This is a genomic window from uncultured Photobacterium sp., assembly GCF_947039875.1.
Lineage (GTDB): Bacteria > Pseudomonadota > Gammaproteobacteria > Enterobacterales > Vibrionaceae > Photobacterium.
In genome coordinates, this window is record NZ_CAMRAN010000003.1 from 71,651 (window position 1) to 95,251 (window position 23,601).

28 protein-coding genes are annotated in these 23,601 nt (G+C 41.8%); 19 read left to right on the forward strand and 9 right to left on the reverse strand.

The window, feature by feature from the left end; genetic code table 11:
- Positions 1-85 precede the first annotated feature (85 nt).
- Complete coding sequence (gene dam / locus Q0V26_RS01820) at positions 86-922, forward strand: adenine-specific DNA-methyltransferase (protein ID WP_297475274.1); 837 nt, start codon at positions 86-88, stop codon at positions 920-922.
- A gap of 10 nt (positions 923-932) precedes the next feature.
- Here the strand turns inward: dam and Q0V26_RS01825 are convergent, their stop codons facing one another.
- The gene (locus Q0V26_RS01825) at positions 933-1,133 is read right to left on the reverse strand and encodes a DUF2970 domain-containing protein (RefSeq protein ID WP_297475276.1); all 201 of its coding nucleotides are present in this window, start codon (positions 1,131-1,133) and stop codon (positions 933-935) included.
- Positions 1,134-1,333: 200 nt separating this feature from the next.
- On the opposite strand from Q0V26_RS01825, the gene rpe reads away from it, so the two are divergent.
- The 8 genes from rpe (at position 1,334) to Q0V26_RS01865 (ending at position 9,503) form a co-directional block, all read left to right on the forward strand.
- Positions 1,334-2,008, forward strand: coding sequence for a ribulose-phosphate 3-epimerase (rpe, locus tag Q0V26_RS01830; protein WP_297475278.1), 675 nt, complete (start codon positions 1,334-1,336; stop codon positions 2,006-2,008).
- 14 nt (positions 2,009-2,022) lie between these two features.
- Positions 2,023-2,706, forward strand: a complete 684-nt coding sequence (locus Q0V26_RS01835) for a phosphoglycolate phosphatase (RefSeq protein WP_297475280.1) — start codon at positions 2,023-2,025, stop codon at positions 2,704-2,706.
- 105 nt (positions 2,707-2,811) lie between these two features.
- Entirely contained in the window at positions 2,812-3,831 is a 1,020-nt protein-coding gene (gene trpS / locus Q0V26_RS01840) for a tryptophan--tRNA ligase (protein ID WP_297475282.1), read from the forward strand.
- A gap of 105 nt (positions 3,832-3,936) precedes the next feature.
- Entirely contained in the window at positions 3,937-4,512 is a 576-nt protein-coding gene (locus Q0V26_RS01845; protein WP_297475284.1) for an aminodeoxychorismate/anthranilate synthase component II, read from the forward strand.
- A 328-nt stretch (positions 4,513-4,840) separates the two neighbouring features.
- On the forward strand, positions 4,841-6,073 hold the full coding sequence (locus tag Q0V26_RS01850; RefSeq protein WP_297475286.1) for an aspartate aminotransferase family protein: 1,233 nt from the start codon (positions 4,841-4,843) through the stop codon (positions 6,071-6,073).
- Between the two features lie 105 nt (positions 6,074-6,178).
- Complete coding sequence (astA, locus tag Q0V26_RS01855) at positions 6,179-7,195, forward strand: arginine N-succinyltransferase (protein ID WP_297475288.1); 1,017 nt, start codon at positions 6,179-6,181, stop codon at positions 7,193-7,195.
- Between the two features lie 12 nt (positions 7,196-7,207).
- Positions 7,208-8,668: a succinylglutamate-semialdehyde dehydrogenase gene (gene astD, locus Q0V26_RS01860; protein WP_297475291.1), complete on the forward strand. Its 1,461-nt coding sequence runs from the start codon at positions 7,208-7,210 to the stop codon at positions 8,666-8,668.
- Between the two features lie 40 nt (positions 8,669-8,708).
- Complete coding sequence (locus Q0V26_RS01865; protein WP_297475293.1) at positions 8,709-9,503, forward strand: DUF1338 domain-containing protein; 795 nt, start codon at positions 8,709-8,711, stop codon at positions 9,501-9,503.
- Between the two features lie 51 nt (positions 9,504-9,554).
- On the opposite strand, the gene Q0V26_RS01870 is transcribed toward Q0V26_RS01865, so the two are convergent.
- Together Q0V26_RS01870 and crp are read right to left on the reverse strand one after the other, a co-directional pair.
- Positions 9,555-9,749 carry a hypothetical protein gene (locus tag Q0V26_RS01870; protein WP_297475295.1) on the reverse strand — a complete coding sequence of 65 codons (195 nt, stop codon included), beginning with the start codon at positions 9,747-9,749 and terminating at the stop codon, positions 9,555-9,557.
- 176 nt (positions 9,750-9,925) lie between these two features.
- The gene (gene crp / locus Q0V26_RS01875) at positions 9,926-10,558 is read right to left on the reverse strand and encodes a cAMP-activated global transcriptional regulator CRP (protein WP_036789513.1); all 633 of its coding nucleotides are present in this window, start codon (positions 10,556-10,558) and stop codon (positions 9,926-9,928) included.
- Between the two features lie 382 nt (positions 10,559-10,940).
- Between crp and Q0V26_RS01880 the strand changes: the two genes are divergently transcribed.
- On the forward strand, positions 10,941-11,345 hold the full coding sequence (locus tag Q0V26_RS01880) for an OsmC family protein (RefSeq protein WP_297475319.1): 405 nt from the start codon (positions 10,941-10,943) through the stop codon (positions 11,343-11,345).
- Between the two features lie 95 nt (positions 11,346-11,440).
- Here the strand turns inward: Q0V26_RS01880 and Q0V26_RS01885 are convergent, their stop codons facing one another.
- The 4 genes from Q0V26_RS01885 to Q0V26_RS01900 form a co-directional block, all read right to left on the reverse strand.
- Positions 11,441-12,310 (reverse strand): phosphoribulokinase, encoded by an 870-nt coding sequence (locus Q0V26_RS01885; RefSeq protein ID WP_297475322.1) that lies wholly within the window; start codon positions 12,308-12,310, stop codon positions 11,441-11,443.
- A gap of 151 nt (positions 12,311-12,461) precedes the next feature.
- The gene (locus tag Q0V26_RS01890; protein WP_297475325.1) at positions 12,462-12,674 is read right to left on the reverse strand and encodes a YheU family protein; all 213 of its coding nucleotides are present in this window, start codon (positions 12,672-12,674) and stop codon (positions 12,462-12,464) included.
- A 67-nt stretch (positions 12,675-12,741) separates the two neighbouring features.
- Positions 12,742-13,740, reverse strand: coding sequence for a hydrolase (locus Q0V26_RS01895; protein WP_297475328.1), 999 nt, complete (start codon positions 13,738-13,740; stop codon positions 12,742-12,744).
- Positions 13,741-13,803: 63 nt separating this feature from the next.
- Positions 13,804-15,726, reverse strand: a complete 1,923-nt coding sequence (locus Q0V26_RS01900) for an ABC transporter ATP-binding protein (protein ID WP_297475331.1) — start codon at positions 15,724-15,726, stop codon at positions 13,804-13,806.
- A 256-nt stretch (positions 15,727-15,982) separates the two neighbouring features.
- Here Q0V26_RS01900 and kefG point away from each other — a divergent pair, with 256 nt between their 5' ends.
- The 4 genes from kefG (at position 15,983) to slyD (ending at position 19,243) form a co-directional block, all read left to right on the forward strand.
- Complete coding sequence (gene kefG / locus Q0V26_RS01905) at positions 15,983-16,558, forward strand: glutathione-regulated potassium-efflux system ancillary protein KefG (RefSeq protein WP_297475334.1); 576 nt, start codon at positions 15,983-15,985, stop codon at positions 16,556-16,558.
- Positions 16,551-18,356 carry a glutathione-regulated potassium-efflux system protein KefB gene (gene kefB / locus Q0V26_RS01910; protein WP_297475336.1) on the forward strand — a complete coding sequence of 602 codons (1,806 nt, stop codon included), beginning with the start codon at positions 16,551-16,553 and terminating at the stop codon, positions 18,354-18,356. Before kefG ends, kefB begins: the two co-directional genes overlap by 8 nt.
- 15 nt (positions 18,357-18,371) lie before the next feature.
- Positions 18,372-18,581, forward strand: a complete 210-nt coding sequence (locus Q0V26_RS01915) for a YheV family putative zinc ribbon protein (RefSeq protein ID WP_297475340.1) — start codon at positions 18,372-18,374, stop codon at positions 18,579-18,581.
- 83 nt (positions 18,582-18,664) lie between these two features.
- The gene (gene slyD, locus Q0V26_RS01920; RefSeq protein WP_297475343.1) at positions 18,665-19,243 is read left to right on the forward strand and encodes a peptidylprolyl isomerase; all 579 of its coding nucleotides are present in this window, start codon (positions 18,665-18,667) and stop codon (positions 19,241-19,243) included.
- Between the two features lie 71 nt (positions 19,244-19,314).
- Here the strand turns inward: slyD and Q0V26_RS01925 are convergent, their stop codons facing one another.
- Together Q0V26_RS01925 and Q0V26_RS01930 are read right to left on the reverse strand one after the other, a co-directional pair.
- Positions 19,315-19,536 (reverse strand): SlyX family protein, encoded by a 222-nt coding sequence (locus Q0V26_RS01925; protein ID WP_045035979.1) that lies wholly within the window; start codon positions 19,534-19,536, stop codon positions 19,315-19,317.
- A 10-nt stretch (positions 19,537-19,546) separates the two neighbouring features.
- Positions 19,547-20,524 (reverse strand): hypothetical protein, encoded by a 978-nt coding sequence (locus Q0V26_RS01930; RefSeq protein WP_297475348.1) that lies wholly within the window; start codon positions 20,522-20,524, stop codon positions 19,547-19,549.
- A 186-nt stretch (positions 20,525-20,710) separates the two neighbouring features.
- Here Q0V26_RS01930 and fkpA point away from each other — a divergent pair, with 186 nt between their 5' ends.
- From fkpA to tusB, 5 genes are all read left to right on the forward strand, one after another.
- A complete protein-coding gene (gene fkpA / locus Q0V26_RS01935) occupies positions 20,711-21,562 on the forward strand; it encodes an FKBP-type peptidyl-prolyl cis-trans isomerase (protein ID WP_297475350.1) in 852 nt (283 codons plus the stop codon).
- A 173-nt stretch (positions 21,563-21,735) separates the two neighbouring features.
- Complete coding sequence (locus Q0V26_RS01940) at positions 21,736-22,473, forward strand: transcriptional regulator (RefSeq protein WP_199190757.1); 738 nt, start codon at positions 21,736-21,738, stop codon at positions 22,471-22,473.
- The gene (gene tusD, locus Q0V26_RS01945; RefSeq protein ID WP_297475355.1) at positions 22,470-22,862 is read left to right on the forward strand and encodes a sulfurtransferase complex subunit TusD; all 393 of its coding nucleotides are present in this window, start codon (positions 22,470-22,472) and stop codon (positions 22,860-22,862) included. Before Q0V26_RS01940 ends, tusD begins: the two co-directional genes overlap by 4 nt.
- Positions 22,863-22,872: 10 nt before the next feature.
- Positions 22,873-23,229 (forward strand): sulfurtransferase complex subunit TusC, encoded by a 357-nt coding sequence (tusC, locus tag Q0V26_RS01950; protein ID WP_297475358.1) that lies wholly within the window; start codon positions 22,873-22,875, stop codon positions 23,227-23,229.
- A gap of 7 nt (positions 23,230-23,236) precedes the next feature.
- Entirely contained in the window at positions 23,237-23,530 is a 294-nt protein-coding gene (tusB, locus tag Q0V26_RS01955; RefSeq protein WP_297475361.1) for a sulfurtransferase complex subunit TusB, read from the forward strand.
- Positions 23,531-23,601 lie beyond the last annotated feature (71 nt).

The following is a 23,601-nucleotide window of genomic DNA, read 5'->3' on the forward strand; positions in this document are numbered from 1 at the left end:
GTGAATTGGTATCAGCACAGGGTGTAAATGAGGTACAATCCGCGACCTTTCGTGACATTCTTGTAAGTGGTGGTGGGTCAGCTTAATGAAAAAGCATCGTGCATTCCTGAAGTGGGCTGGGGGTAAGTACTCTCTGGTCGAGGATATTAAACGACACCTACCGCCGGCGCGTAAATTGGTTGAGCCTTTCGTTGGTGCTGGATCGGTGTTTTTAAATACTGATTATGAGCATTACTTACTGGCAGATATCAACCCAGATCTGATTAATTTATATAATATTATTAAGCAAGAGCCTGAGCGATACATTGAAGATGTACGTCGATTATTTACGCCTGAATATAATACTAAAGCAGCGTACTTGAGCATTAGAGAAGACTTTAATAATAGTTGCGACCCTTATCAGCGTTCGATTTATTTTCTCTATCTTAATCGACATGGTTTTAATGGTTTATGCCGTTATAACAAAAAGGGCGGGTTTAATGTGCCTTTTGGTTCTTACAAAAAACCGTACTTCCCTGAAGCTGAAATGTATTATTTTTCAGAGAAAGCCAAACGTGCGACGTTTATTTGTGAGGGTTATAGCCAGACATTTTCACGGGCACGTAAAGGCAGTGTGATTTATTGCGATCCACCGTATGCGCCATTATCGACTACTGCCAATTTTACCTCTTATTCTGGTAATGGTTTTAGTTTGGATGATCAGGCAACCTTAGCTAATATTGCAGAGAAAGCCGCGACTGAACGCGATATAGCGGTATTGATTTCTAATCATGATACGCCGTTAACCCGTCGTTTATATACCGGTGCTGATTTATCCGTAGTAAGGGTTAAGCGCACGATTAGTCGTAATGGCAGTGGCCGCAATAAGGTTGATGAACTACTGGCGTTATTTAACACCCCACTTATCGCCGATAACGAATAACCCCCTGCTTTTAGATTGCTATTGCTTGATGAGCGATAGCAATCAATATAATCACCAGAAGCACGATAACAATCCCCCCGATGACAATAAATAACCATGGACTTGAATGTTGAAAGTCTTGTTGTTGCTGTTGTTGTGATTGCACGCCAAACAATGCCGCTAAGACACTCTTTATTATTTGCCACGCCGTCGTCCTGCTGTATTTATTCATCGGCTTTCCTGTGGGAATTTTATTTAAATGTTAGCTAGATTGTAGTGCCTATGTTGGTAGTAATACTGATAATTATCGCTAACTACAGTAATAAATAAATCCATTAAGACAACACCTAGGGGATCGGGTAGACTGACAGCAATTTATGAGCTTGGTACGCCCAAGCCTGTGTTTTTATCGCTAGTGTAAAGAGGCTAACCATGAAGGACTTTTTGATCGCTCCATCTATTTTGTCTGCTGATTTTGCCCGCTTAGGTGAAGATGTAGCAAACGTATTGGCAGCAGGTGCTGATGTGGTGCATTTTGATGTTATGGATAATCATTTTGTTCCTAACCTGACGTTTGGTGCGCCTATCTGTCAAGCATTACGCGACTACGGTATTACCGCGCCAATTGATGTTCATTTAATGGTAAAACCTGTCGATCGTATTATTCCTGATTTTGCCAAAGCTGGCGCTAGCATGATTACATTTCATGTTGAAGCGACTGACCATATTGATCGTACTTTACAGCTAATTAAAGAACATGGCTGTCAAGCAGGGGTAGTGTTTAATCCAGCGACGCCATTACATCACCTTGATTACATCATGGATAAAATCGATATGATTTTGATCATGTCAGTAAATCCTGGCTTTGGTGGCCAATCATTTATTCCAAGTACGTTAGATAAATTGCGTCAAGTACGTCAGCGTATTGATGCTTCAGGGCGAGATATTCGTTTAGAAGTGGATGGTGGTGTTAACGTTAATAATATTGCGGAAATCGCAGCAGCAGGTGCGGATATGTTTGTTGCAGGTTCTGCTATTTTTAATGAACCTGATTATAAAATTGCGATTGATAATATGCGTGCACAGTTAGCTGAGGCTAAGCGTTAATGGTTTCTGAAAACATGATTGAAAATATTAAATTTATAGCGTTTGATTTAGACGGTACGTTGTTAGATAGCGTACCTGACTTAGCTGATGCGGCTGATTTGACTATGCGCCATCTTGGTCGTGAAGGGGTAACTGTAGAGCAAGTTACCACTTGGATTGGCAACGGAGCTGATATTTTAATTGGTCGCGCATTAAGCCGTAGTATCGATATTGATCCTGAGATTGATCCGCAATTACAGCGTCAAGCGCGTGAACTATTTGATCATTATTATGCCGCGGGTGGTCATCAAAAAAGTGCGCTATATGCGGATGTGAAAACGACGCTAGCTGATTTACACCAAGCGGGTGTTTTGATGGCAGTGGTGACGAATAAGCCATCACAATTTGTACCTCACTTACTTGAAGAACATGGTTTGAGTGCTTACTTTGTTGATGTGATTGGCGGTGATACCTTTCCATTGAAAAAGCCAGATCCTTACGCATTGCATTGGCTAATGGAAAAACACCATGTTGCAGCCACTGAATTGCTGATGGTGGGTGATTCGCGTAACGATATTTTAGCGGCACAAGTTGCCAGTTGTCGCTCGTTAGGGCTGACTTATGGTTATAACTATGGTCAACCGATCAGTGATAGTCAGCCAGATGTTGTTTGTGATCACTTCAAGCAATTACTTGATGTGGTTAAACTAGGCAGCTAGTACATTACGGTGTACACTAAAAAAACAATAATGTTAGGTACTGGTAACGGTGTTACCAGCATCTATCGTTAATACAATTACAAATATTAACAGGATAGCCTGATCATGAGTAAACCCATTGTATTAAGTGGCGTACAGCCTTCTGGTGAATTGAGTATCGGCAACTACCTTGGTGCGCTGCGTCAGTGGGAACAGATGCAGGATGATTATGATTGTCAGTACTGCGTGGTTGATTTACATGCCATTACTGTACGCCAAGATCCCAAAGCACTTCATGAAGCAACTCTCGATGCTCTTGCGATTTGCTTAGCCGTTGGTGTTGATCCAAAGAAAAGCACTTTGTTCGTACAGTCTCATGTACCTGAGCATGCACAGTTGGGCTGGTTATTAAATTGCTACACCCAAATGGGTGAGCTAAGTCGTATGACTCAGTTTAAAGATAAATCAGCCCGTCACGCTAATGATGTTAATGCGGGTTTATTTGGTTACCCAGTACTGATGGCTGCTGATATTTTATTGTATGGCGCCCATCAAGTGCCTGTGGGGAGTGATCAGAAACAACATTTAGAGCTAGCACGTGATATCGCAACTCGCTTTAATAATCTTTATGGCAGCGTTGAAAGCCCTATTTTCCAAGTACCTGAACCGTATATTCCAACGGTAGGTGCGCGTGTAATGAGCTTACAAGATGCGACTAAGAAAATGTCGAAGTCAGATGATAACCGTAAGAACGTTATTACGTTGCTTGAAGATCCTAAGTCAATTCTCAAGAAAATTAATAAAGCACAAACCGATGCAGAAATGCCACCGCGTATTGCACATGATATTGAGCAAAAAGCGGGCATTTCAAATCTAATGGGTTTGTATTCTGGCGCAACGGGTAAGACTTTCGCTGAAATTGAAGCGCAGTATGCTGGTGTTGATATGTACGGTCCGTTTAAGAAAGACGTTGGTGAGGCATTAGTCGCAATGCTTGAGCCTGTACAGGCTGAATACCAACGCATCCGTCATGATCGTGCTTACCTTGATAGCGTGATGAAAGCCGGTGCGGATAAAGCATCAGCACGCGCGGCTGAAGTGTTGAAAAAAGCGTATCATGCCGTAGGTTTTGTTGCTCGCCCATAAATGCTAGCAACAATAATGACAATAAAAGCAGGGCTTAGGCTCTGCTTTTTTATCGCAAGTTAATTACTGTCGTCGACAGTAAAAGAATAAGAGCTTAGTTGTAGTATGTTGTTACTTATTGATAACTACGATTCCTTTACTTACAACCTTTATCAATACTTTTGTGAATTAGGCGCTGAAGTCGTTGTTGTGCGTAATGATGAAATTGATATTGCGGCAATTGAGGCTTTAGCACCCACGCATTTAGTCATTTCTCCTGGTCCCTGTACGCCTAATGAAGCGGGTATCTCTTTGCAAGCTATTGAATATTTCGCAGGTAAATTACCGATTCTCGGTGTGTGTCTTGGACACCAATCACTTGCGCAAGTATTTGGCGGCGATGTAGTACGTGCTCGCCAGGTTATGCATGGTAAAACGTCACCTATCTATCATACTGATTGTGGTGTGTTTAAGGGGCTTAATAATCCTTTAACGGTGACGCGTTACCATTCCTTGGTCGTTAAAGCGGCAACATTACCTGATTGTTTTGAGATCACCGCTTGGACAGAATTAGACGGTGAATTTGATGAAATTATGGGTATTCGACATAAAACACTGGCACTTGAAGGGGTGCAGTTTCATCCAGAAAGCATTTTGACCGAACAAGGCCATCAATTGCTGGCTAATTTTCTGCAACGCTAATTCCTCTACTACTGTTCTTCTAACGTACTTATTACTGCGTGAGTAAGTACGCTTTTCTGTTGTTATCACTGCTTATCTTCGTTATTTGAGTCGTTTCATTTTTATTGAAATGCAATTTTATGCATTTGATAAGAATTATTTCCTTAGAGGAAAGAGTGTTGGTCAATGATAGTGGTTAATAATCTCCCGTAAATAATGCATAACTATTGCTAGTGTATTCATTTATTAACACTTTTGCTGAAATAAAAAGCATTAACTTGTCTGGCAAAAGGTTAATAAAATGTAAATACTATTAATAATACGGCATACAGCACAGAAGGATAGTGTGATGGCAACAGAAGAGAAGCTGCAACGTTCATTGTTTAATGAGGTCATGGTACCTTGCTATGCGCCGATGGATATTATTCCCGTTCGTGGACAAGGCTCGCGCTTATGGGATCAACAGCAACGGGAATATATTGATTTCGCGGGGGGGATTGCGGTTAGTTGTTTGGGCCATTGCCATCCGGTGCTGGTGGAAGCATTAACAGAGCAAGCACAAAAATTGTGGCATTTAAGTAATGTGATGACCAATGAGCCCGCGTTGCGCTTAGCTGACACACTGACCCAACTCACTTTTGCTGATAAAGTCTTTTTCGCTAACTCTGGCGCAGAAGCCAATGAAGCCGCATTAAAATTGGCGCGTCGTTATGCGGTGGATAATTTTAGTGCCGATAAAGATCAAATAATCGCCTTTCATCATGGTTTTCATGGACGTACCTTTTTTACGGTGACGGTCGGCGGCCAAAGTACTTATTCTGATGGTTTTGGCCCTAAACCCCAAGCTGTTACCCATCTGCCTTATAATGATTTAGCGGCTCTTGCTGAATTAATGTCAGATAAAACCTGTGCTGTGATGATGGAGCCTTTACAAGGTGAGGGTGGGGTCATTAGCCCAACCATTGAGTTTGTGCAAGGGGTGCGTGAACTGTGTGATAAACACCATGCACTGTTGATCTTTGATGAAGTGCAAACGGGTAATGGCCGTACGGGAGACTTGTTTGCTTACCAAGGTCTTGGTGTTACTCCAGATATTCTCACCACTGCAAAATCATTAGGTGGCGGTTTCCCTGTTGCTGCAATGCTGACAACAACGGCATTTGCAGCCCATCTTAAAGTGGGTACCCATGGTTCAACTTATGGCGGTAATCCTCTTGCGTGTGCCGTTGCTGAAGCGGTGATCAATACCATTAGTCAGCCCGCAGTATTAGCCGGCGTGAAACAGCGCGAACAATGGTTCCGTGATGGGCTCATGCAGATTAATCATCGTTATCCTATTTTTAGTGAAATTCGCGGTAAAGGGTTATTACTTGGGGCGGTGTTATGCCCACAATGGCAAGGCCGAGCACGAGATATCTTAGTTGCCGCAGGTAAAGAAGGGTTAATGGTATTAGTTGCGGGCACTGATGTGGTGCGCTTTACGCCTTCATTGGTAATTGATAAAAAAGATATCGATGAAGGGATGCAACGCTTAGAAGCGGCAATTGCAACGTTATATGAACTGCATTCTGCTGAGCTGTGATTGAATTGCTATTACGGGGTTAGTTAACACCAATAGCCCCATTCTAACGCTGATGTTGAGCGAGACAATGGCAGGAGTCATTGTCTATATTTAGGAGGGAATGCCATGCTCATTATTCGTCCTATTACTGCCGCTGATTATCCTGCACTGATGCAATGTGCAGAAGCCTCTGGTCATGGTTTTACATCATTACCCATCAATGAAGATTTACTTCGTCGCCGTATCCAACATTCTCAAGCCAGTTTTAATACCAGTGTTACCTCTCCAGGCCAGGAAAGTTATCTATTGGTCGCCGTTGATAGTGACACCAATCAAGTGGTTGGTACAACAGCAATTGAAGCGACGGTTGGACTTGATGTGCCTTTTTATAATTACCATTTAAGTACGGTGACCCATGCTTCGCGTCAGTTAGACGTACACAACATCGTTAAGGTACTGACATTGGGTAACCAATACACCGGGGAAACTGAGCTGTGTAGCTTATTTTTATTGCCCGAGTGGCGTCAAGGTACTAACGGACGCTTATTGTCAAAGTCACGTTTCTTATTGATGGCTGATCATCAACAGCGATTTGCTAAGGTGGCTTTTGCTGAAATGCGTGGTGTCTCTGATGAGCAGGGGAATTCCCCTTTTTGGCAATGGCTGAAAGAACATTTTTTTTCGATTGATTTTACTTATGCAGATTATTTAACCGGCATTGGCCGCAAAGGCTTTATTGCCGATTTAATGCCTAAATTACCGATTTACGTCAATTTACTTAGCAAAGAAGCACAAGCGGTGATAGGGAAAGTACATACTAATACTCGTCCAGCGTTACAGCTGTTAGAACAAGAAGGATTTTGCTGTCGCGGTTATGTCGATATTTTTGATGCCGGTCCTAGTGTCGAATGTGACGTTCGTAATATTGAAACCGTGCGTCATTCGCAGCGCTATTCTGTCGATATCGGTGAACATAGCAGCCAACAACATTACCTTATTTCAAATGGTCAGTTAGCAGGGTTTCGAGCCGTTGCAGCTTCTATTGCGATTACTGCACAAGGACAAGCCATGATGACCGCTGAGGTTGCCGCTGCACTTAATGTGGAAATGGGTGATGAAGTAAGGTTAATAGCCCAACCATAAAAGGAGAGACGAATGAGCTTATGGATTAATAATCAATGGCTAGTGGGCGATGGTGAGCGATTTCAATCACTCAATCCTTATAATGATGATGTGGTTTGGCAAAGTAATGCGGCGAGTGTAGAGCAAGTTGAGAATGCTGTTGCTGCTGCAAATACAGCGTTTTTAAACTGGCGAAATACGACCTTTAATGAGCGCTTAGCCGTTATTGAACGCTTTGCTCAATTACTGCAACAACATCAATCACAATTGGCACATATTATTGCGGCAGAAACAGGTAAACCAGTATGGGAAAGTACCACGGAAGTCGCGGCGATGATTGCCAAAGTTGGGTTATCAACGCAAGCTTATCATGAGCGAACGGGTATTCGTCAGCGTCAACAGGCCGGAACCACCATGATTGTTCGCCATCGTCCTTTGGGGGTGATGGCGGTATTTGGACCGTATAACTTCCCCGCACACTTACCTAATGGCCATATTATTCCAGCATTGTTAGCGGGTAACACTGTGGTATTTAAACCCTCAGAACTGACACCTAATACCGCTCAACGAATGTGTGAATTATGGCAACAAGCGGGTATTGCTGATGGGGTGATTAATTTAGTACAAGGTGGACGTACAACGGGAGCGGCGTTAGCCATGGCAACGGGAGTGGCTGGAGTATTGTTTACCGGGAGTGCGCAAACGGGGCATTTGTTACATCAACAATTTGCAGGGCAACCGCAAACCATGTTGGCTTTAGAGATGGGAGGTAATAATCCATTAGTGATCGGCCAAGAGTATGGTGACATTGAAGCGGCGGTATATACCATCATTCAATCGGCTTTTTTAAGTGCAGGACAGCGTTGTACTTGTGCACGGCGATTATATATCGCCACAGGAAAAGCTGGCGATGCTCTGTTAGCCCGTTTAGTGACGGTCGCTTCACAATTGCTGGTGGGTGATCCCTTTGCAACCCCTGCACCGTTTATGGGGCCATTAATTTCTGCTGTGGCGGCGGATCACATCATATTGCATCAACAACAACTTTTGGATGCTGGTGGCGTTGCTTTATTAACGGCAACGCGAGGGCAAGGCGCAATTGTGACGCCTGCGATTATCGATGTTAGTGCTATTACTGAACTTGCGGATGAAGAATATTTTGGACCACTATTACACGTTAGTCGTTATGTTGATTTTACTCAAGTGGTGGTCAGTGCCAATCAAACTCGCTATGGCTTAGCGGCAGGGCTCATTTCAACCGATGAGCAACAATGGCTCTATTTTATTGAACATATTCGTGCTGGTATTGTGAATCGAAACCGACCTTTAACGGGGGCGAGTGGTGATGCACCTTTTGGTGGCCCTGGCGCATCAGGAAATTTTCGCCCAAGTGCTTATTATGCTGCGGACTATTGTGCTTATCCAATGGCATCTGTTGAAGGGGATGATGTGCAATTACCGTCTCAATTAGCGCCAGGAGTAAGCTTGAGCTAAGGTTTAATGAGTGATAATGCTTTCAATAGACAGGTTGATTATGGAATCTATTACCCAACTTTTTGATGGTTTATGGCACGATTATAGTCACCGCTTATGCCCTTCAGCGGTGCAAATACAACAGTTGTTAACTGAGGACGTAGCGTTACTTAATGATCATATTGCATTGCGCAGCTTTGGGTTACCGAAGTGTGGCTTAGCCGTACTGGCTGCGCCATTTATTGCTTTGGGTTACCAACCGCAAGCAAAATATCATTTTAGTGCCAAAAAGCTGTATGCCGAATCCTTTATTCATGCAAACCCGGTGTTGCCAAAAGTCTTTATTAGCGAATTACAATTAGCGGGGTGCTCGGCTGAATTACAACATGCGATACGAGCCTTGCTTGATCAGGTTGATGATGATTATTTTCGCCAACCTGATTTTATTTATCGTGGTCGTCCGTGGCAACTTGACTTTGCAACATATCAATTTTTAGCGGCTGAAAGTGAATATGCAGCGTGGGTTGCGGCACACGGTTTTGGCGCTAACCATTTTACGGTGAGTATTAATCAATTAGAACAGTTCTCTAATCTTGAAGAAATTAATCATTTATTGCGCCATAACCAGTTTGTTATTAATCAAGCGGGTGGGGAGATAAAAGGTAATGCTGAGGTGATGTTGGAACAATCAGCAACCATGGCTGACAAGGTGGGGGTCAGTTTTCGAGACGGTATTCATAACATCCCTGGTGGATTTTATGAATTTGCAAAACGCTATCCCCAAGCGAATGGTGAGTTATATTCAGGGTTTGTGGTTGCTTCGGCGAATAAAATTTTTGAAAGTACAGATCGTTAATTGTAAGCCCAAATAAACAGTGCTTAGCGCATAAGCACTGTTGCTGAAGGGTTAGTTATCCAGTGGTGAAGCCCAAACACCTGATTCATCTGCAGGGCAGCGACGTAATCCGGTTTGTTGTTCGAGATAACAACGACTATCACTAAACCCTGTCATTTCAATGGTTGTTGGCTGACTAGTTAAGACCCCTGGTACCGTGGTGTAACTGTTAACTGAAAAGCGTTCAATATCCATATTGACCATCATCGATTTAAAATCCATTTGTGAGCGAAATGTAGCATAAATAGATGTTATTACAAGTTAAAATTTAACACTAATGCATGAGTGTTCAATGATTGTTTTACGGTGATCATCTGGGAGTGATAAAAAAACCGCAGGCATAAGCTGCGGTTTCATCGGTGATCTTGGTATTGCTAAAATAATTAGCGTGTACCGTAAACCACAATAGTCTTGCCATGAGCAGAAATAAGATTTTGCTCTTCTAGCATTTTAAGAATACGGCCGACTGTTTCGCGAGAACAACCTACGATTTGACCAATTTCTTGACGAGTGATCTTAATTTGCATGCCATCAGGGTGTGTCATTGCATCGGGTTGTTTTGCAAGATTCAGTAATGTCTGTGCAATACGACCTGTAACATCAAGGAACGCAAGATCACCCACTTTTTGACTTGTCACTTGTAGACGACATGCCATTTGAGCAGATAGACGCATTAGAATATCTGGGTTAACTTGAATTAATTGACGGAATTTTTTAAATGAAATTTCTGCAACTTCACAAGGGCTTTTTGCGCGAACCCAAGCTGTACGTTCTTGATCTTCTTCGAACAAGCCGAGTTCACCAATAAAGTCGCCCTGGTTTAGGTAAGAAAGGATCATCTCCTTACCTTCTTCATCCTTGATTAATACAGCAACAGAACCCTTCACGATGTAGTACAAAGTCTCTGCTTTTTCACCTGCGTGAATTAACGTGCTCTTTGATGGATATTTGTGAATGTGACAATGGGAAAGAAACCACTCTAAAGTTGGATCTGTTTGCGGTTTACCTGGAACCATATTACTAACTTCCTCTGCATATGTTGCCCAGCAATATGTTTTGTAAAGATAACTCGACAAAACTGTGCGTTGGCAGGGTTATTCACTCAGCTGATGGGCTGCGAGCTAACTTAAACTGGTTTAGAGTGTATCCTTTTTTTGGGGCTTTTTCTTGATATTGATCTCGATGACCCGCTCATTTATGAGAGATAAGTGTGCACATGATCACATCGTTGTGACTTAGTTACCAAAAGCACCGTTTCAAAGTGATTTTACTCTCCAATTCTAGCAATAGAAATATGCAACACAATTAGCATCAAACAAAATAAATAACGTTTACATCGATGGAATTATCAACAAAAATAAGATCAAATTTTAAATAATATAGCTCAAGGATATAAAAATGCAGTCACGTGTGAAATGGGTAGAAAACATGACGTTTGTTGGCCAATCAGCATCGGGCCATTGCGTCGTTTTAGATGGTAACGGTGGTGAAAAAGGGCCAAGTCCAATGGAGTTGGTATTAATGGCTGCCGGGGGATGTAGCTCTGTGGATGTTGTTAGTGGTTTACAAGATTTACAACAGCAGATCACGGCTTGTGAAGTGAATATCTTTGCCGAACGTCGTGAACAAGCGCCACGAATTTTCACTCATGCCAATTTACACTTTGTTGTTACTGGTCATGATTTAAATGATGCACTAGTGAGTAAGGTGGTGGCTGACTCGCTTGAAAAATATTGCTCAGTTTGTTTGATGCTAGGTAAAGGTGTTGAAATGAGTCACAGCTATGAGATTGTTGTGGCGTAAATCGATGACGGTTGCTGATATCAGTAACCGTTTATCAACGGGTAGTGAGAGCTACGCCTGATGCTTACTTCTGAGTCCCATACAAAGAATAATGCTTACACTATTTTTCCATTTTCAATGAGTTGTTCAAGCAACGGTCGCATAATCAGTTCCATCGCAAAACTCATTTTCCCCCCAGGAACCACAAGGGTATTGTGGCGTGACATAAATGAGCCTTGAATCATTGCTAATAAATGTGGAAAGTCGACATTTTTTAAGCCACGAAACCGGATCACGACAAAGCTTTCATCTAAACTTGGAATACCTTTCGCACTGACAGGGTTTGACGTATCAACGGTAGGGACTCGTTGAAAATTAATATGGGTACGAGAAAACTGCGGGGTGATGTAATTAAGATAGTCATCCATTGAGCGCACAATTGATTCCATTACCGCTTCTCTTGAATGACCGCGGTCGCGAGTGTCACGAATAATTTTTTGAATCCACTCTAAGTTTACAATGGGCACCATCCCAATCAGTAAATCAACATGCTGAGCAACATTAGTTTCACCATCAACCACACCGCCATGTAGCCCTTCATAAAATAATACATCAGTATTTTCTGCTAACTGTTGCCAAGGCGTGAAAGTACCCGGCATTTGATTATAAGGTACGGCTTCATCAAAGGTATGTAAGTAACGCCGAAACTTGCCACTGCCGTCTTGAGCATATTGCTCGAAAAAGTGAGCTAACTGTTCAAAGTCATTGGCTTCTGCACCGAAATAGCTGATATGACGACCTTGTTCTTTAGCTTTACGAATCTCACAATCCATCTCTGGGCGAGTAAAGCGATGAAAACTATCGCCTTCTAGCCATGCGGCGTTGATGTCCATCATATTAAACATTTTGCGGAAGGCTTCAGAGGTGGTGGTCGTACCCGCGCCTGATGAACCAGTGACAGCAATAATAGGGTGTTTTACCGACATAACTCACCTTGTTGTTGTGATTAGCATAGGTTTAATAACAAATAATGGCTAGCGATAAATGTTACTACATGTTTGCTTAAATGTCGGTATTAAGTGATAAAAATGCAACTGGCACCAAGTTTTAATGGTCATCGATACAATAACGTAGTGATTACATTTGATTGCGGAGCTTAATATCTACTGATTCATGTAACTCAGAGAAAACAATTACGGCATCACTAGATTGTAATTGGCGTCGTACATAAGCTACTTTATCACTGAGGCTGATTTCAACTTCGCCATAATCAGTGCCTTCTCGTAAAATAAATTGTTCGATAAGGTTAGTGAGTGTTTCTGGTGCGATATCTTGCCAAGGGATAATCATTACAACTTCTTAAATGACTAATAAAATAATAACCGCAGTATATTCTTAAAATTAGCATGAAAGAAAGTCAGTCATTATTTGATTGGGTTGTTTGATGGTGATCTAATTGTTGTTGAAACCATGCAGGCACTGTGTGCTCTAACCAAAATTGTGGTTTGAGTAAGCTACCATTGATAAAACCGACATGACCACCAGTAGCTGATAAATCATAACGAATGTTGGCAGGTAATGGCTGTGATGGAATAACATCGCTGTTCATAAACGGATCATCTTTAGCATGAATGATCCGTAAAGGACGACGAATGTTTGTCAGTTGCAGTAAGCCACTGCAACGTTGATAGTAGTCATTAGCATTTTTGAAACCATGTAATGGTGCCGTTACCGCTTGATCAAATTGCCACACATTGTTAATTGATGCTAACTGTTGCTGATTAATGGGCATGGTGTGAGGCTGACGTTCAATCTTTTGTGCAATGGTGCGTTTAAGTGATGTTAGTAAGTAGCGTTGATATACCCGTGAGAACCCTTGCTGAATACGATCAGAACAAGAGGCAAGGTTAAGTGGTGGTGAAATCGCTTGAGCTGCAATCAGTTCACTATTATTAGGATAGTTAGCTAAGTAATTAATCAACACATTACCACCTAGAGATACCCCAACAGCCATAAATGGGCGTTGGGGAAATTGCTGCCGTAGCCATTGAATCAAGAAACGTACATCTTTGATGTCACCGGAATGATAGCTTTGTGGATGACGATTTAATTCACCGCTGCAGCCTCTAAAATGCATCATTACTCCAAGCCAGCCTTGCTGTTTGGCGGCCATCAATAAGCCATTAGCATAAGGGCTGTTAAAACTGCCTTCTAAACCATGTAATAAAATCATCAATGGCTGGTGGTGGTTAGTGTGGTCTGGCTGTTCTGTCCAAGCGAGATCGATAAAATCGTCATCAGGCATTTCAAGGCGTTGAGTGATAGGGGTAAAGAGGGGCTGGCGACGAATAAAGCGAGGTAATAAGGTTTGTAAGTGGGGATTACTTAATCCGATAGCAGCGCTAAATGGTTGCATGTAATGTCCTTGATCTTAATAAAAACGCCGTAGTAATAAAACTATCACTACGGCGTTAAATGATCACTCAGCGTTAAGCTGGCTTTCCATTTCTTCTAGTTGTTCTTGTAGTTCCATCCAGGCAACTTCAATGTCTTCAAGATCGGATTTAGCGTTGCCTTGAAGTTTTAACTGTTCATTCATTTGCGCTTTATTTTCAGGCTCATAAATGGTGCTATCACTTAATGCCGTTTCTGCTGCAGTGATGATTGCATTGAGCTTATCCATTTGCTTTTCAAGCTTGGTGATCTCTTTGCGAATTGGAGCGGTTTGTTTACGGAATTCAGCATCTAAGCGTTTTTGTTCTTTACGTGATGCAGCACTGTTGTCTTTATTGGTTTCAGGTTTTGCTGCCTGTTGTTCACGACGTTCATTACGTTGTTGTTCACTTAACCATTTGTGGTAATCACTTAAATCACCATCAAAAGGGACTACTTGGCGATCGTGAACCAAGTATAAATCATCGGTCGTTGCACGGAGTAAGTAACGGTCATGGCTAACAATAACCATTGCGCCTTCATAAGATTGTAACGCGAAGGTCAGTGCTTGACGCATATCTAAGTCAAGGTGGTTAGTCGGTTCATCGAGTAACAATAGGTTTGGACGTTGCCAAACAATTAACGCTAATACCAAGCGCGCTTTTTCACCGCCAGAAAACGGGCCGACTTTCTCTAGTGCTTTATCACCAATAAAACCAAAACTACCTAAGTAATCACGCAGTTGTTGTTCGGTTGAATTTGGTGCGATACGTGCCATGTGTTGAACTGGTGTATCATCAAGGTATAAGGTTTCTAATTGATGCTGAGCAAAGTAGCCAATTTTAACCCCTTGTGAGAACGCCATATCACCGGCTTTAGCGGGTAAATCACCCGCGAGCATTTTAATTAAGGTTGATTTACCGGCACCATTACGCCCCAGTAATCCAATTCGGCTTCCCGGCACTAAATTTAAGCGGATCTTTTCTAGAATCAGTAAATCATCATAACCAGCAGCGACATGATCCATCATTAGTATCGGATTTGGCAGTGCGCTGGGTTCTCTAAACTCAAATGTAAATGGGTTATCAAGCTGCGCTGGCAGTACTTTCTCCATCCGTTCTAATGCTTTAATGCGGCTTTGCGCTTGGCGTGCTTTGCTGGCTTTGTAACGAAAGCGTTCGATATATGACTGCATGTGCGTCATTTGCTTCTGTTGCTTTTGAAACATTGCTTGTTGCAATACCAGTTTTTCTGCGCGTTGAACTTCAAACGAGGAATAGTTACCGGTGTAACTGTTCATGGTTTGGTTTTCAACGTGAATAATACGGTTAATAACCGGGTCTAAGAAATCACGGTCATGGGAAATCAGCACTAAGGTACCACGATAGCTTTGAAGCCATTTCTCAAGCCACATTACCGCATCAAGATCTAAGTGGTTAGTGGGCTCATCGAGTAATAACAGATCAGAACGGCATAGTAGTGCTTGAGCAAGGTTTAAACGCATGCGCCAACCACCAGAGAACTGGGTTAAGTTCCACTGCATTTGGTGTTGTGAAAAGCCTAAACCATTGAGTAATTCAGCGGCACGGGCATTAATGCTGTAGCCACCGATAGTGTCAATTTTACCGTGTAATTCAGCAACTTTATTGCCGTTATCTGCCAGTTCTGCTGCAATTAATTGACGTTCAAGTTCACGGTATTCACGATCACCATCAATGACATATTCAATTGCCGCGCGTTCCAGTGCTGGAGTTTCCTGAGCTACCCACGCTAATTCCCAATTACTTGGAAACTGACAATTACCGCCATCTAAGCTGAGTTCATTTTTAAGTAATGCAAATAAGGTTGATTTACCACAACCATTTTTACCTACCAGGCCTACTTTATCGCCAGGGTTAATGGTTGCTGTGGCATTTTCAAGCAGAACTTTACCACCACGTAGAAGTTGGATATCTGAAAAGATAATCATCGATAGCGCCGGGGACGTGCCCGCTCCACAAAATTAAACGGAAATCATGCTCAGGAGTCTAACCCAAACTTGAACGACTGGCTAACCTCACGCTGAGTTCACCGCTCTGGTAATGTGATGATGTCTGGCTGATTAAAATAGAAATATCAACTAAACAATCATATTAAGTAACAATTAGGTATGATGGTTAACAATTAGACGTGCAATGTTTTATAACGGCGTTACTTCATCTGTCAAATGACGTGCAAAGGACAATATGACTGATTTGAAAATATTAATTATCTTTGCGCATCCTGATTCACAAGAGTCAGTGGCTAACCATGCGTTACTCAATGAAGTAAAACACTTATCCCATGTCACAGTACATGATCTGTATGCTACTTATCCTGATTTTTTTATTGATGAAGTAGCAGAACGCACACGAGTGGCCGCTCATGATGTGATTATATTTCAACATCCCTTATATATGTATTCTTGCCCGGCATTACTTAAAGAATGGCTTGATCGGGTACTAAGTAAAGGGTTTGCACATGGTGAGGGGACAGCAACCAAAGGTAAATATTGGCGATCGGTGATTACCACCGGTGGTGCGGCTGAGGCTTATAGTCCTGATGGTTATAACCGTTGCAGTATTGACGATATTTTAAAGCCGTTTGAATTGTGTGCAGACCTTTGTCGAATGCAGTGGTTACCGCCGTTAGTAGTGCATTGGGCTCGGCGAATTCCTGAGTTGGAGCGCCAGCAGCATGCACAATGGTATCGGCAGTGGTTAATCAACCCTCATCAAAACGATCCGCAATTACCGCTAATCACAGGAGATCGCCATGGATAATGACTTTTTAGTGGTGACTGTGATTTTTTTAGGGGCTGCCATTATTGCGGTGCCATTAGCACAACGGTTAGGTTTAGGATCTGTGCTGGGGTATCTAATTGCGGGGATCTGTATTGGTCCATGGGGATTGGGATTAATCTCTGATGTAGACGCTATGTTGCATTTCTCTGAATTTGGGGTGGTGCTACTGTTGTTTTTGATAGGCTTAGAACTTAACCCTAAAAAATTATGGCAAATGCGCAAACCTATTTTAGGGTTGGGAGGCAGTCAAGTGGTGATCTCTAGCATCGTAATAGCTGTTATTGCTTTTAGCTGTAGTCATTTTTTTCCAGCTCTTGGTTGGCGTGATGCGATTGTTATCGGCATGGGATTGGGATTGTCGTCAACCGCGATTGCATTACGGGTGATAGATGAGCAACAATTAAGTGGTAGCGAAACGGGTCAATCAGGATTTGCAGTGCTGTTATTTCAAGATATTGCCGTTATTCCAATGTTAGCATTATTACCGCTATTAGCCGGAAATGCGGGCGGCAGTTGGCTGGATGGCATTTGGATGTTAAGTAGTATTGTTATTTTCTTAGTCGCTGGACATTTTTTATTACGGCCACTGTTTCGTTATGTCGTCATGAGTGGTGTACGTGAACTGTTTAATGTCGCCGCTTTATTGTTGGTGGTGGGTATTGCGCTGATTATGCAGATGATCGGTCTATCAATGGCACTCGGTGCTTTTCTGGCCGGCGTACTATTGGCAGAAAGTGAATATCGACATGAGCTTGAAATTGCTATTGAACCTTTTAAAGGATTATTACTGGGATTGTTTTTTATCTCGGTTGGCATGGCGGTTAATCTGGGATTGTTACTACAATACCCATTACAAATTTTAGCTGCAGTTATTGCTTTAGTGATGATTAAAGCCAGCATATTATATGTCTTAGCGCGTCTATTCGGTGTTGAAACGAAAGCGCGCAGCCAAATGGCGGCTATTTTAAGTCAAGGTGGTGAATTTGCTTTTGTGTTATTTACGGCAGCTAAAGCTGATGGATTATTAAGTGGTGAGTTAGCACCGCTGTTATTAGTGGTGGTGAGTTTATCAATGATGACCACTCCGCTGATTTTACAGATACAAAAGCGTTGGTATGTGCGTAGTTTTAAAGCTAAAGATACACAACCACCACCGTCGAATGTGATTGATCGTCAGCCTCGTGTCATTATTACCGGGTTTGGACGCTTTGGGCAGGTGGTGGGGCGGTTACTGTTTGCCAATAAAATTCGCGTTACTGTACTAGAGCGCGATCCCAGTCAAATTCAATTTTTACGTAAATTTGGTTATAAAGTGTATTACGGTGATGCAACCCAATTGGATTTATTACGATCAGCAGGTGCTGATAATGCTGAAGCCTTAATTATTTGTACCGATGATCCCAGTGAAGTCATAGAGGTCGTGACACTTTGCCAACAACATTTTCCACGATTGAAATTAATGGCTCGTGCACGTAGTCGAGTTGAAGCGCATCAATTATTGAGTTACGGAGTGGAATGCTTTTCACGTGAAACATTTGAAGGAGCTCTTGATTTAGGTCGTCAAGCCCTCATATCTTTAGGTATGCATCCTTATAAAGCGAATCGTGCTCAGGCGCATTTTCGTAAAATCGATAGCCAAGCATTACGTGATTTATTGCCTCAGCATAGTGAAGATGTCAATTTGGCTTCACGTCAAAAAGAAGCGCGTAAAGAGCTAGAAGATATTTTTGATCGTGAGATGCGCGGAGAACAACAACGCTACCAAGGTTGGGATTAATCAAGGAGTGATTCAATGAACAAAAAACGGTTTATTGCAGGAGCAGTGTGTCCGAATTGCCAAATACAAGATACATTACGCTGGTGGCAACAACATGATATTGAATATATTGAATGTGCGCTATGTCATCACCTTGATACACGTTTGCCACAGTCAGTAAAAGAAAGTGAACAACTTTCTTCAGCAACCAAACAACAAGTGATAGGGATTTTTAAACCAGAGTAATGTGATAATGGCATCTCAATGGTATTATCCTGTATGATGTGGAAACGAAAACTATCACCCCAAGCTTAAATTTTGGAGTTAACATGAAAGTCGCTAAAGACACAGTAGTAAGCTTAGCTTACCAAGTGAAAACTGAAGAAGGTATCGTTGTCGATCAATCAACAGTTGAAGTACCTCTTGATTACCTACACGGTCATAACAACCTTATTCCTGGTCTGGAAAAAGCGCTTGAAGGTCACGTGGCAGGCGACAAGTTTGAAATCACTGTTGCTCCTGAAGAAGCTTATGGTGAGCACATGGACGAAATGGTTCAGCGTGTTCCTGCAAATGTATTCCAAGGTGTTGATGAAATCACTGTTGGCATGCGTTTCCTTGCAGATACTGATCAAGGTCCAATCCCTGTAGAAGTTACTGAAGTTGACGGTGACGAAGTTGTTGTTGATGGCAACCACATGCTTGCTGGCCAAACATTAGGTTTTGATGTCGAAGTTGTTGCTGTACGTGCTGCAACTGAAGAAGAAATCGAACACGGTCACCTACACCAAGGTGGCGGTTGTGGCGATCACGGTGACGACGATTGCTGTGGCGGTGAGCATGGTCACGGTAATGATGAAGGTTGTTGCGGTGGCGAAGGTAAGGGCGGCTGCGGCTGTTCTCACTAATCACATTTATTGTGATCATAAAAAGGAAGCCTCGGCTTCCTTTTTTGTTTTTTATCTTGTCGAACTTCGATTTAATAATGTGGCGGTGGCGTTTCTTCTGACTCGTCTGCCATATTAGAGGTTTGCATACCTTTAACTTTACCGACCATAAACTTAAGTTGTACTTCCATTCGATCAATCATAAATTGCTGCTTCGTTAGCGCATCATTTAATTCATCAATGGTCTGTTCTTGGAAGGCGAGTTTCATCTCAAGTTCATCAAGACGGCTTTGTAGTTGTTGTATCTCATTCATGGGATATCTTTCAGTCGGTTGACCAGGCTTGAGCGTAACCGGCAGATGAGCCAGCGACAACATTACCTGTAGGGCTAATAGCGACATCATACACCACTGCTGTGGCGGGTCGAGCCCTTGACTGTACTTCCGCCCGCCAATCTTTGATATTTTCACCATTATCTGTGCGCCATAATTCGACTCGGCGTGACGGTGATCCCGTTACCAAAAATTGACCATCATCAGAAAAACGTGCACTTGAAAGAGTTTGATAACGTACTTTCATCGCTAATTGAGTGATTTTGTTGCCCGTGGTCAAGTCCCAAATAATATTGTCATTATTATCTGTAGCAGAAAAAGCGAATTTTCCATCGCGTTGCAGTGCGACTTGGTTGACACGGCTGCTATGCTTAAATGAATAAATAATCTGCCCGCTGTGGGTATCCCATAAATAGGCATGGCGGTCATCCCCCCCTGAAAGGGCATAGCGGCCATTGGCAGAAAGGGCAACACTATTAACATTGTTTCGATGTGCTAAAAATTCGAGCCGTCGACCATTTGTCAGATCAATAAACAAGGCTTTACCGTTATTTAATGCTAACAATACGTCAGTGCCATTGTCGGCGATAGCGATATCTTGAATTTTTGCGTTGTCAATTGACCATAAACCATGGGCTTGTGACCACCCCAAATCCCATACTGCAAAATTTTGCGTTGTTGCGGTTATGGCATAACGATTGTTATCAGATATATAACTTGTTATCACGCTATTGTGATATTGATCTTGAGAACCAAAATCAGCTAACTTTTTGTTTTGCTGTAAATCCCATAGCGCGATACCTTGTATGTTTGTACTAATAAGTGCAAAACGGCCATCACGGCTAAGGCTTAAACTCGTGCTGCCTTGTTGAGCAAGATGCCAGCGTTGAGTTTCTGAATTAAGGAAAAAACAACCGCTTAAGGAAAAGGTAGATAAAAGTAGACTAACTAACAAAAATTTCTTGTACATTAAGCTCTGGTTCCGCTTTATTAGGGTAACTAGATAGAAGAAATAAATCTGATTAAATAACTGCAGCGCTAAATATTTACAGTTACTTAATCAGACTGGTAGTAGTATATTGATATAATTTCGTTTTCATACTAATAAACACAGTGTAAAAGTGAGGCATGACCTCAATGACTGATGGAGAAATACATGAAGCCTATTTTAAAAATGTCTGTATTAGCAGCAACAATCTTCCTTGTTGTCGGCTGTCAGGATGATAATAAAGCAGATACTAACAAGCCTGCTGAACCGGCAAAAGTTGAACAAACAGCTTCAGCAGCTGTAGCAACAACTGATGCTGAATTTAAAACTGAAGATCAAAAAGCAGCATATGCTATTGGTGCATCATTAGCGCAATATTTAGCTGCTAACCTTGATCAACAAAAAGAGCTAGGTATTAGCCTTAACCGTGAAGATGTACTTGCAGGCGTTGAAGATGTATTTGCTGATAAGAGCCGCATGACACAAGAGCAAAGTCAACAAGTACTTCAATCTCTTGATCAACGTGTTGCAAAGATTGTTGAGCAGAAAGCAAAAGCTGAAGCTGAAAAGAACATTAAAGCCGGTGAAGAATTCAGCGCTAAATTTGCTAAAGAAGCTGGTGTGGTAACAACTAAATCTGGCTTGATGTATAAAGTTGAGAAAGAAGGTACTGGCGCAAAACCAGCTGCAACTGATACTGTTGAAGTGCAGTATAAAGGCATGCTAACTAACGGTACTGTATTTGATAGTTCATACCAACGTAACCAACCAGCAACTTTCCCACTAAATCAAGTTATTACTGGCTGGACTGAAGGCGTACAATTAATGCCTGTTGGTTCTAAGTTTAAATTTGTTATTCCGCCACAACTTGCATACGGCGCGCAAGCTAATCCAAGTATTCCTGCTAATTCTACGTTAGTTTTCGAAGTAGAATTACTAAGTATCAAAGATGCTAAGCAAGCTCAACAGCCAGCCGTTGAAGCAGTAAAAACAACAACTACAGCGACAAAAGCGCAATAAGTTATCACTTTCTAGTGACAAAAAAGCGTAACTGTTGATCCAGACCCGGCATATGCCGGGTCTTTTTTGTTCAATTATCTGATAAACTTACTGAGAAGATTTTAAATTTTATCAATTATATTGAATGCTTGTGGTGATAGATCAGGGCGATCGCATTGTAGATAAGCAGCAAAATGGAAGGTGATATCGTGATTTCAGTAGATAATTTTGGAACAGAGATAATTGTTGATAGTGACATCGTTGACAGACGAATTTTTTCTGAACACGATGATAATATTCTGCGCGCGTATGAAGCGGTTGTTGACGGTTTAGCCGCATTAATTGGGCCATTTTGTGAAATTGTTCTGCACTCCTTAGCCGATTTAAATACCTCGGCCATCAAAATAGCCAATGGTCAGAATACAGGTCGTAAAGTAGGATCACCGATCACCGATCTTGCGTTACGCTCGTTGCGTGATATTCAAAATTCAGAACGGAATTTTTCACGTGCTTATTTCACTCGCGCTAAAGGCGGTGATTTAATGAAATCAATCACTATTGCGATTCGTAATGGTGATAATAAAGTTATCGGGTTGTTGTGCATTAACGTTAATCTTGATGTGCCATTTACTCAAATACTGCAATCGTTTATGCCAACGGATGAAGCCAAACAAGCAGCATCAAAAGTAAACTTTGCCAGTGATGTTGATGAATTGGTGGATCAAACCGTTGAACGCACTATTGAAGAAATAAACGCAGATAAGAATGTATCTAATAATGCTAAAAATCGTCAGATAGTGATGGAGCTATTTGATAAGGGTATTTTTGACATCAAAGATGCAATTAACCGTGTTGCTGATCGATTGAATATCTCAAAGCACACTGTTTATCTTTATATTCGTCAGCGAAAAACAGAGGATGGTGACAAGTGAGTCTGACTTACGCCATTGTTGTTAATGGCCCTGCTTATGGTACCCAAGCCGCACGTTCTGCTTATCAATTTTCATGTGCACTTATTGAGCTAGGACATACATTAACCCGCGTATTCTTTTATCAAGATGGGGTGTTAAATAGTAATGCCCTGACCGTTCCCGCATCTGATGAATTTGATTTAGTTGCTGCATGGCAGCAGTTAGCACAAACGCATCAGGTTGAATTACATACCTGTGTTGCAGCCGCATTACGACGAGGTATAATTAGTGAACAAGAAGCACAACAAAATCAATTGGTTCATTATAGCCTAGCGTCAGGATTTGAAGCTGTCGGACTGGGTGGTCTCGCTGAAGTTTTACTTAGTGCTGATCGTGTAATTCAATTTTGAGGTTAATTGAGTGAATAACTTAGGCTTTGTTTTTCGTCAGCCACCTCATGGCAGTAGTTGTGGTCGTGAAGGTTTAGATGCGTTATTGGCGGCTTCAGCTTACACTGAAGCATTAGACGTGTTTTTTATTGGTGATGGGGTATTACAACTGGTTAAGCATCAGCAGCCAGATGCTATTTTAAGTCGTAATTATATCGCGACTTTTAAAATGCTGCCTCTGTACGATATCGAAAATATTTATGTTTGTCAGCAGTCATTAATTGAACGCGGATTAAGCGTCGATGATTTATTAATTGACGTAAATACCTGTCCCCATTCTGAGCTGGTGACAAGATTGCATTGTTGCCACCAAATTCTCACATTTTGAGGTGCCGATGTTACATACTGTGACCCGATCACCATTTCAGAGCCACTCATTGGCACAATGTTTACAGTTTATTTGCGCTGGTGATGAGATCTTATTGCTCGAAGACGCTGTAATTGTCGCCTTGAGCGAAAATATTTACTTTGATTTAATAAAAAATATTGGCGTAAAAATTTATTTACTAGAAGCCGATATTATTGCGCGCGGTTTGCAAGATAAATGTGATAAAGATCTAGATGTTATTGATTACAAAGGGTTTGTTACGCTCACTGAAAGGCATGATAAGCACATGAAATGGGCGTAACAAGCCATTATTAGTAACAATATATGGACAAAAAAGTGATTGTTTAAGAAATGATCACTTAATTGATCGTT

Coding starts and splice junctions, on each gene's coding strand:
- Q0V26_RS01900 (WP_297475331.1), bottom strand. CDS start 15,726: ATGATTATCTTTTCAGATATCCAACTTCTACGTGGTGGTAAAGTTCTG.
- tusB (WP_297475361.1), top strand. CDS start 23,237: ATGTTACATACTGTGACCCGATCACCATTTCAGAGCCACTCATTGGCA.
- dam (WP_297475274.1), top strand. CDS start 86: ATGAAAAAGCATCGTGCATTCCTGAAGTGGGCTGGGGGTAAGTACTCT.
- Q0V26_RS01850 (WP_297475286.1), top strand. CDS start 4,841: ATGGCAACAGAAGAGAAGCTGCAACGTTCATTGTTTAATGAGGTCATG.
- Q0V26_RS01825 (WP_297475276.1), bottom strand. CDS start 1,133: ATGAATAAATACAGCAGGACGACGGCGTGGCAAATAATAAAGAGTGTC.
- astA (WP_297475288.1), top strand. CDS start 6,179: ATGCTCATTATTCGTCCTATTACTGCCGCTGATTATCCTGCACTGATG.
- Q0V26_RS01865 (WP_297475293.1), top strand. CDS start 8,709: ATGGAATCTATTACCCAACTTTTTGATGGTTTATGGCACGATTATAGT.
- kefB (WP_297475336.1), top strand. CDS start 16,551: ATGGATAATGACTTTTTAGTGGTGACTGTGATTTTTTTAGGGGCTGCC.
- Q0V26_RS01890 (WP_297475325.1), bottom strand. CDS start 12,674: ATGATTATCCCTTGGCAAGATATCGCACCAGAAACACTCACTAACCTT.
- astD (WP_297475291.1), top strand. CDS start 7,208: ATGAGCTTATGGATTAATAATCAATGGCTAGTGGGCGATGGTGAGCGA.
- Q0V26_RS01940 (WP_199190757.1), top strand. CDS start 21,736: ATGGAAGGTGATATCGTGATTTCAGTAGATAATTTTGGAACAGAGATA.
- Q0V26_RS01880 (WP_297475319.1), top strand. CDS start 10,941: ATGCAGTCACGTGTGAAATGGGTAGAAAACATGACGTTTGTTGGCCAA.
- Q0V26_RS01835 (WP_297475280.1), top strand. CDS start 2,023: ATGATTGAAAATATTAAATTTATAGCGTTTGATTTAGACGGTACGTTG.
- fkpA (WP_297475350.1), top strand. CDS start 20,711: ATGAAGCCTATTTTAAAAATGTCTGTATTAGCAGCAACAATCTTCCTT.
- rpe (WP_297475278.1), top strand. CDS start 1,334: ATGAAGGACTTTTTGATCGCTCCATCTATTTTGTCTGCTGATTTTGCC.
- Q0V26_RS01925 (WP_045035979.1), bottom strand. CDS start 19,536: ATGAATGAGATACAACAACTACAAAGCCGTCTTGATGAACTTGAGATG.
- Q0V26_RS01915 (WP_297475340.1), top strand. CDS start 18,372: ATGAACAAAAAACGGTTTATTGCAGGAGCAGTGTGTCCGAATTGCCAA.
- Q0V26_RS01885 (WP_297475322.1), bottom strand. CDS start 12,310: ATGTCGGTAAAACACCCTATTATTGCTGTCACTGGTTCATCAGGCGCG.
- Q0V26_RS01895 (WP_297475328.1), bottom strand. CDS start 13,740: ATGCAACCATTTAGCGCTGCTATCGGATTAAGTAATCCCCACTTACAA.
- trpS (WP_297475282.1), top strand. CDS start 2,812: ATGAGTAAACCCATTGTATTAAGTGGCGTACAGCCTTCTGGTGAATTG.
- crp (WP_036789513.1), bottom strand. CDS start 10,558: ATGGTTCCAGGTAAACCGCAAACAGATCCAACTTTAGAGTGGTTTCTT.
- kefG (WP_297475334.1), top strand. CDS start 15,983: ATGACTGATTTGAAAATATTAATTATCTTTGCGCATCCTGATTCACAA.
- slyD (WP_297475343.1), top strand. CDS start 18,665: ATGAAAGTCGCTAAAGACACAGTAGTAAGCTTAGCTTACCAAGTGAAA.
- Q0V26_RS01870 (WP_297475295.1), bottom strand. CDS start 9,749: ATGATGGTCAATATGGATATTGAACGCTTTTCAGTTAACAGTTACACC.
- Q0V26_RS01845 (WP_297475284.1), top strand. CDS start 3,937: ATGTTGTTACTTATTGATAACTACGATTCCTTTACTTACAACCTTTAT.
- Q0V26_RS01930 (WP_297475348.1), bottom strand. CDS start 20,524: ATGTACAAGAAATTTTTGTTAGTTAGTCTACTTTTATCTACCTTTTCC.